This window comes from Parvibaculum sp. (assembly GCF_035325945.1).
In the GTDB taxonomy this organism is placed as follows: Bacteria; Pseudomonadota; Alphaproteobacteria; order Parvibaculales; family Parvibaculaceae; genus Parvibaculum.
Window position 1 is genome coordinate 5,732 of sequence record NZ_DAOKYX010000028.1, and the last position, 7,792, is coordinate 13,523.

Genomic DNA, 7,792 nt, shown 5'->3' on the forward strand with positions numbered 1-7,792 from the left:
GCCTTCGTCACCCGCGCCCAGAGCGCCTCGCGCTCCGCCGAGAGCGCCTCGATCTGATCGGCGTCGAAGCCGAGCCGCAATCCATCGCCATATTGGCTTCCGAGCCAGCGCGTCAGCGCGCGGCCCGTGCGCGAGACGAGTGGCAGCACCGTCTGCCGCCAGAAGCTCCTGTTCGCTTCCTGATAGTTCGAGAATGTATTGTCGCCGGGAATGCCGAGCAGCATGGGCGGCACGCCGAATGCGAGTGCGATCTCGCGCGCCGCCGCGCGTTTCGCCTCGGTGAAGTCCATGTCCTTCGGCGTCAGCGCCATCGCCATCCATTCAAGCCCGCCTTCGAGCAGAAGCGGTCTCCCGGCGTTGATCGCGCCCTGATAATTCTCCGCGAGTTCGCGCTTCAGCCGGTCGAACTGGTCCTCGCTCAAATTGGCGTGCCCCTCGGCCCCCCGATATACGAGCGCGCCGGAGGGCCGCGCCGCATTGTCGAGCAGCGCCTTGTTCCATGTGCCCGCGGCATTGTGAATATCGACAGCGAAGGCCGCTGCCTCGATGGGGCTCATGCCATAGTGATCGTCGGTGGGATGGAAGAGACGCATATGCAGGATCGGTGCTTCGCCGCGCGCCGGGTCGTAGGCGAAGGCGACACTCCTTCCATCGACGGAATATTCATAAGCCTCCGGCCAACCGGAGTGCCCGGGAACCACCTTCATGCGGTCGGGCCGCAGCGCATAGAGTTCGCGCGGCGTGCCGTCGAGTTCGACGAGTTCCATATAGGAATTGCCCGCAACCTGGAGATGGCCGTACCAGCTCTCGAAGAGATCGGCTCCGCTTTCATGCGGATTCGGATGTTCGAGCAGACTCAGCAGCGGATGCTCGTCAAGCTCCCGCGCGCCGTCATAGAGAAGCCAGGGCACGCTCGCCGCGGCCTCCGCGATCATGCGGACGCAGCGATAGGCGACCGCATTGCGCTCGAAGCCCTCGCGGGCAAGCGAGGCATAGTCGCGCGGCGTCCAGACCGCCCTTCCCGCCAGAGTGAGCGCAACGAGCGGGCCCGTCCGGCTCGCCTTCTCCTCGCGCGGGCGCGGCACAAGGGCGTCCTCGCGCATCATCGCCGCAAGTTTCGCCCATGGCCCCGCCATTATGTCTGCCGACATCCGGTTTTCCTTCTTCCGTCTCGAAAGCATTTGTCGCGCCGCAGGCTCGTCTACAACCGCCGCACCTTTGGCGCGCCTGCTTCCGCCTCAAGCATCAGATCCGTCAGTGCCCAGACGAGCGCGTCGAGGCGGTCGGGGCTTCGGCCCGATCCCGGCACGAAGTCGCACATCTGGTCCTCGAGTTTTGCGAACGCGCCGACATGGGCAATGAGGCCGCGCTCATAAAGCGCCGCGACGGGTTCCGCTCGAACGAGCTTGCCTCTGGTTGCCCTGACGAGCCGGAGCGGCGCCTGCGGCATCACCTGCCGCATGATCGCGCCGACCATCTCGCCGCCCATATTCGCCTCGGCGACGATGCGATCCGCCTCATGGTCCCGGAATGCCTTGGCCGCCCTGTTCGCCCAGGCGAGCGGCGTCAGCCCGCCCATCGACCTGTCGTCGAGCACGACGCCGCGGCCATCCGCGGCGAGGCCCGCGACGACGATGCCGCATTCATCCGCATTGGCTCCGCTCGTGGCCGGCGGATCGACGGCGACGACGACGCGCACGAGATCCGGCGCGCTGCGAAGCCGCGTCCGGTCGATCACGTCGCGCGACCAGAGCGCATCCGGATTGTCCTCGATCAGCTCGGCATCGAGTTCCTGCCGCCCCAGCCGCGTGCCCTCGTAGCGCGCGATGACCGAGCGGAAGAATGCTTCGGCAAGATTGGCGCGGTTGGCGCTGGTCGAGGCCCGCGTCGCCACGCAGGTTTGTTCCGCCATCAGCCGCTTCAGGATCGGCACCGGGCGCGGCGTGGTGGTCACGACCTGCCGCGGCCGCTCGCCGAGGCGCAGGCCGAATTGCAGCATGTCCCACGCCGCCTCCGCATGCCGCCATTTCGCAAGCTCGTCCGCCCATGCCGCGTCGAATTGCGGTCCGCGCAGGCTGTCCGGTTCCGATGCCGAAAAGGCATAGCCGATGGCGCCGTTCGGCCAGAGGAGCCGCCTGCGCGAGGCCTCGAAGCGAGGCCTCATCCGCTCCGGCCCGATCGCGCGCAGGCCGGAAGGCCCGTCGATCATCACCTCGCGCACATCGCCATAGGTTTCACCGACAAGCGCGATGCGGCCCGCGCATCCGCTTTCCACCTCGCCGCGCACCCATTCGGCGCCGCTGCGGGTCTTGCCCGCGCCGCGCCCGCCAAGCACGAGCCATGTCGTCCACTCGCCCTCCGGCGCGAGCTGGTCTGCCCGCGCCCAGAAGGGCCAATGCTCATTGAGCCAGGCTGCCTCCTTGCCCGTCAGGCTCGAGAGAAATTCCGTTCTCACCCTCTCCGGCGCGGAGGCGAGCGAGGCGGCGGTGAAGTTCTGCTCTGAGCGCATCTCCATCCTCCTCCCGCTTGTCCTGTCCCTTCGCGCGCTTCGATCTCGAGGCCATCCTGATGTCGTTCAGCTTTTCGAGAGAGCGCACGAGCGACGAGAGCCTTCGCGCGTCGCGCTCCTTTTCGGCCGCGTCGCGCCTCGCTGTGCTCTCGCCTTCGATCGCTTCGATCTCGCGGGCGATGAGCCGCTTCAACCGCGCCACGAGCTTCGTCGGCCGCAGGTTCTCGCCGCTCCGTTCGGCGGCTATCGGCCCGGCTTTCGCCGTTTCCGTCGCATTGGCCCGCGCCGTCCGCTTTCTCCATCCTTCGTTCGCTGCATGGCGCACGAGCTTTTGCGGGGTCATTCCCGCCTTCGCCGCCGTCAGCGCGACCGGAATCGACAGGTCTTCATAGTCGCGCCTGATTTCGGCCCAATTGCGCGCCTTGTCGCGCACCTTGCCGCGCGCGCGAGCGCCCGTCTGCCGCTTCTTGCCTGTCATGAACTCCTTGCCGATTTTCGCGCCGGCGAACCGGCGGTCAGGCGCAATTCCGGAGATGGTCCGAAGATAGGAAGCGAGCGTCACGCTGCCAACTGGGGATATCTCAGTCGACGGAGTTTTTCATTCGCTGCGCATGCCCGATCGCTCGGGCGCCTGTCGAGACGCAATTCCGGAGATGGGAGGCAGATGGGGAGCGAGCGTCACGCTGCCAAGCGGGGATATCTCGCGGGCGGCACTTTTTTCAGTCCGCTATGTCCGTCGGCCATTCGACGATGTGATCGCAAATGTCCTCGAACTCGACCTCGCTCTCGCAGATCGTTCGTCCCCGCACCGACATGCCCGCGCGGTGAACGCTTTCCGTTTCGCCCGAGACGAGCGGATGCCATGAGGGCAGGTCCTTGCCTTCCGCGATCAGCCGATAGGCGCAGGAAGGCGGCATCCAGTTCACCTCGCGAATGATCTTCGGCGTCAGATGCACGCAATCGGGCACGAGCTTCGAGCGGTTCGCATAATCCGTGCAGCGGCAGCTATTGCCATCGAGGAGCTTGCACACCGCATCCGTGAAGAGGATTTCCAGCGTGTCCTCGTCTTCCAGTTTGACGAGGCAGCACTTCGCGCAGCCGTCGCAGAGCGATTCCCATTCCGCGCGGGTCATCTCCTCCAGCGTCTTGCGCTTCCAGAAGGGTTCTTTGTCGGACTTGTGCTTCATGCGGGAGACCAAAGCCCCTGGCAGGCTCGCGGTCAAGCCCCGTCCCCGATTGAAACACAATTGTGCCGGTTTCACCCCATTCCTGCCCTAATCCCGGCACAAACGGCGGCAATCTTCGCGCGCGGACGCCCGAGAAGGCTCGGCCGGGCGGCATGAAGCTTGCGCTGCAATGGGCGCCGAAGGGGGACATCGACGTGGCGGATAACTACGAGGAACCGGCCGAGGAATATTTCCGGGATGGCGATCCGGCAGAAAGGCGGCCGCGCAAGCGCCGTCCGTTCCGTCTCGCGCTCCGGGCTGCCTCGTTTCTTCTGACGGCAAGCGTCCTTCTCGTCGGCCTTCTCGTCTTCGCCACCCTACCCAAGGTTCAGCGCGACATGAACATGGGGCCGCAAGGCGCGCTCGCGGTCACCGTGCTCGACGCCGAGGGACAGGAGATCGGAAGCCGCGGCGGCTCCACGGCGCCCATCGTGCCGCTGGCTGAACTCCCCGCCTATCTCGTCAAGGCATTCATCGCCACCGAGGATCGCCGCTTCTATTCCCATTGGGGTGTCGATCCGCGCGGCATCCTGCGCGCCGCCTGGGTCAATCTGCGTTCGGGCTCCGTCGTCGAAGGCGGCTCCACCATCACCCAGCAGCTTGCGAAGAACCTCTATCTCGATTCCGATCGCACCTTCTGGCGCAAGGCGCAGGAGGCGATCATCGCCTTCTGGCTCGAGGCCAATTTCTCCAAGGACGAGATCCTCACTCTCTATCTCAATCGCGTCTATATGGGCGCGGGCAATTACGGCATCGATGCGGCCGCGCATTACTATTTCGGCAAGAGCGCGCGCGACGTCTCCCTTTCGGAAGCGGCCGTCCTCGCGGGCCTGCCGAAGGCGCCGTCGCGCTTCGCGCCGACGAACGACCTCGCTCTCGCGCAGGCCCGCGCCAATCAGGTGCTCGACCGGCTCGTCGACAATGGCGACCTGACGGCGGAGGAAGTGGCCGGCGCGCGCGCCCATCCCGCCATCGTGGCCGAGCGCGACAAGCGCGACGGTCCGCAATATTTCGTCGATTGGGTCGCCAATGAAGTGAAGGCGCTCCTGCCCGATGCCCATGGCCGGCTCACCGTCCGCACGACGCTCGATCCCAAGCGGCAGGCGGCGGCGGAAGCGGCCATGCGCGGCATTCTGACCGGCGCGGACAAGCGCGCCGTCGGCCAGGGTTCCTTCATCGCCCTTTCGCCAGATGGCGCCGTGCTCGCCATGGTCGGCGGCCGCTCCTATCTCCAGAGCCAGTTCAACCGCGCGACACAGGCCCGCCGTCAGCCCGGCTCCGCCTTCAAGCCCGTTGTCTATCTCGCCGCGCTCGAGCAGGGTTTCACTCCGTATACGGAAATTGATGACTCTCCCGTCGCCCTCGGCGAATGGGCGCCGCGCAACGCGAACGCCAAATTCGCTGGCACGGTCACGCTCACCGAGGCGCTCGCCCGCTCGATCAACACAGTCGCGGTCAAGCTCGGCGAGCGCGTGGGCGTCAAGGCGATCGCGGACACCGCGCAGCGCCTCGGCATCACCTCGCCCATTCAGGACAATCTCTCCATCGCGCTTGGCAGTTCGGAAGTAACGCTCATGGAGCTTACCTCCGCCTATTCCACCTTCATGGACGATGGCAGCCGCTCGGAGCCCTATGGCATCGTCGAGATCACCTCGCCCGCGGGCGAAACGCTCTACCGGCACAGTCCGGCTCCGGTCGCGATCGTCGATCCTCGCCATGCCCGCGAGATGACCTTCATGCTCCGGCGCGTCATCACCGAAGGCACCGGCATCCGCGCCGATCTCGGCGCGCGCATCGCCGCGGGCAAGACGGGCACCAGCCAGGACAATCGCGATGCCTGGTTCGTCGGCTATACGGGCAACGAGATCGCCGGCGTCTGGTTCGGCAATGACGACAACTCGCCGATGAAGGGCGTCTCTGGCGGCAATTTCGCCGCCGTCGCCTGGCACAATTACATGCAAGCCTCGCAAACCGGCGTTCCGCTTGCCGCGCTGCCCGGCGCCGATGGCGACATCCCCGTCGCCGAGGAGGATTTCCACGCGCCGCTCAAGGGCTTCCTCGCGCAGCTCTCGGATCTCTTCGCCGCCGCCCCCAAGGTCGAGGCGTCGAAGGAGCGGAGCGGCGGTTGGGGCGCGGGCTTCCGGCGCGGCGGCGAGACGCTTCAGCCCGGCGGCGGCCGCCCGCGCTGAGCGAGACGCCCTCCCGCGCCATTGCCTCGCGGGCGCCGATGCGCCATATAGCGGGCCTTGAGGAATTTCCGGAAACAAGCCTTGGCCCCGCCCCTTCTCGCATTGCGCGATATTCGCGTCGCATTCGCCGATCAGGTCCTGATCGACGGGGCGGGCTTTGCCATCGGCCCCGGCGACCGGCTCTGCCTTGTCGGGCGCAACGGGGCTGGCAAGTCCACGCTCCTGAAGATCGCCGGCGGCCTCGTCGAGCCCGATGGCGGCGAGCGCTTTCTCCAGCCCGGCACGCGCGTCGCCTATCTTTCGCAGATGCCCGACTTCGCCGGCGCGGCAAGCGTTCTCGACTATGTGACGGCGGGCGGCGCCGCGCCGCATGAGGCGGAAGCCGTGCTCGACGAGCTTGGCCTCGACCCCGGCAAGGCGACGGCGACACTCTCCGGCGGCGAGGGCCGCAAGGCGGCGCTTGCGCGCGTGCTCGCCGATGCGCCCGACATTCTTCTTCTCGACGAGCCGACGAACCATCTCGACCTTCCCTCGATCGAGTGGCTCGAAGGCCGCCTCGCCCAGTTCCGGGGCGCCTTCGTCCTCATCAGCCATGACCGCGCCTTTCTGCGCCGCCTCGCTGCCGGCTGCCTCTGGATCGACCGGGGCACGGTGCGCCGCCTCGACAAGGGCTTCGCGCAGTTCGAGGAATGGTCCGAGCAGATACTCGCCGACGAGGAGGTCGTGCAGCAGAAGCTCGACCGCCTCATCGAGCAGGAAACGCAATGGTCGCGTGAAGGGATCAGCGCCCGGCGCAGGCGCAATCAGGGTCGGCTTCGCCGCCTCCATGCGCTGCGCGAGGAACGCGCCCGGCAGATCGAGCACGCGGGCCGCGCCGCCCTCGCCGTCGAAACCGGACAGTCGTCCGGTACGCTGGTCATCGAGGCGGAACACATTTCCAAGAGCTTCGGCGAGCGCGTCATCATCCGCGATTTCTCCACGCGCATTCTTCGCGGCGACAAGATCGGCATTATCGGCCCCAATGGCGCGGGCAAGTCTACCCTGCTCAAGATGCTGATGGGCGACCTCGCGCCCGACAGCGGCAAAATCCGTCTGGGTACGAACCTTACGCCCATCATCGTCGATCAGTCGCGTGCTTCGCTCGATCCGGAAGCGACCCTCTGGCAGACGCTCTGCGAAGGCGGCGGCGATCAGGTCATGGTGCGCGGACGGCCGCGCCATGTCGTTTCCTATCTGCGCGACTTTCTTTTCCGCGAGGCGCAGGCGCGCCAGCCCGTGAAGGCGCTTTCGGGCGGCGAGCAGTGCCGGCTCCTTCTCGCGCGTGCGCTCGCCAGGCCCTCGAACCTCCTCGTTCTCGACGAGCCCACCAACGATCTCGATATGGAGACGCTCGATCTCCTTCAGGAGATGCTCGCCGAATATGACGGCACCGTTCTGCTGGTGAGCCACGACCGCGACTTCCTCGACCGCGTCGTCAGTTCCGTCATCGCGCTCGATGGCTCCGGCGAGGCGGAGGAATATCCCGGCGGCTATTCCGACTATCTGCGTTTCATGGAAGCGCGCGCCCCGGCAAGGCTCACAGCGGCAAAGCCTGCGCCCTCGGCGGAAGCGAAGCCCGAGCGGGCACGAGCCGCGACCAAGCTCAGCTACAAGGAGACGCGCCTGCTCGAAGAGCTTGGCGCGAAGATGCCGAAGCTCCAGGCCGAGATCGAAAAGCTCGAGGCAGAGCTCGCCGATCCGAACCTCTATGCCCGCGACCCGGAGGCATTCGCGCGCATCACCGCCCGCCACGACGCACTCAGGTCCGAACTCGCCGAGGCGGAGGAAAGCTGGCTCGAGATCGAACTGAAGCGCGAGACACTCGCAGG

6 protein-coding genes are annotated in these 7,792 nt (G+C 66.6%); 2 read left to right on the top strand and 4 right to left on the bottom strand.

Features of this window, described 5'->3' with window-relative positions:
• From PKA57_RS12205 to PKA57_RS12220, 4 genes are all read right to left on the bottom strand, one after another.
• A partial coding sequence (locus PKA57_RS12205; protein WP_324300980.1) for a phage portal protein occupies positions 1-1,106 on the bottom strand: 1,106 nt, incomplete at its 3' end.
• 95 nt (positions 1,107-1,201) lie between these two features.
• Positions 1,202-2,509, bottom strand: coding sequence for a terminase family protein (locus tag PKA57_RS12210; protein WP_324300923.1), 1,308 nt, complete (start codon positions 2,507-2,509; stop codon positions 1,202-1,204).
• A complete protein-coding gene (locus tag PKA57_RS12215; RefSeq protein WP_324300924.1) occupies positions 2,400-2,987 on the bottom strand; it encodes a hypothetical protein in 588 nt (195 codons plus the stop codon). The genes PKA57_RS12210 and PKA57_RS12215 overlap by 110 nt, the downstream gene beginning before the upstream one ends.
• 241 nt (positions 2,988-3,228) lie before the next feature.
• On the bottom strand, positions 3,229-3,696 hold the full coding sequence (locus PKA57_RS12220) for a YcgN family cysteine cluster protein (RefSeq protein WP_324300926.1): 468 nt from the start codon (positions 3,694-3,696) through the stop codon (positions 3,229-3,231).
• 152 nt (positions 3,697-3,848) lie between these two features.
• Here PKA57_RS12220 and PKA57_RS12225 point away from each other — a divergent pair, with 152 nt between their 5' ends.
• Both PKA57_RS12225 and PKA57_RS12230 read left to right on the top strand, forming a co-directional pair.
• Positions 3,849-5,924 (top strand): penicillin-binding protein 1A, encoded by a 2,076-nt coding sequence (locus PKA57_RS12225; RefSeq protein ID WP_324300928.1) that lies wholly within the window; start codon positions 3,849-3,851, stop codon positions 5,922-5,924.
• An 81-nt stretch (positions 5,925-6,005) separates the two neighbouring features.
• A partial coding sequence (locus tag PKA57_RS12230) for an ATP-binding cassette domain-containing protein (protein WP_324300930.1) occupies positions 6,006-7,792 on the top strand: 1,787 nt, incomplete at its 3' end.

Excerpts from the sequence above, each read along its gene's own strand:
- PKA57_RS12225 (WP_324300928.1), top strand. The coding sequence starts at position 3,849 with ATGAAGCTTGCGCTGCAATGGGCGCCGAAGGGGGACATCGACGTGGCG.
- PKA57_RS12215 (WP_324300924.1), bottom strand. The coding sequence starts at position 2,987 with ATGACAGGCAAGAAGCGGCAGACGGGCGCTCGCGCGCGCGGCAAGGTG.
- PKA57_RS12220 (WP_324300926.1), bottom strand. The coding sequence starts at position 3,696 with ATGAAGCACAAGTCCGACAAAGAACCCTTCTGGAAGCGCAAGACGCTG.
- PKA57_RS12210 (WP_324300923.1), bottom strand. The coding sequence starts at position 2,509 with ATGCGCTCAGAGCAGAACTTCACCGCCGCCTCGCTCGCCTCCGCGCCG.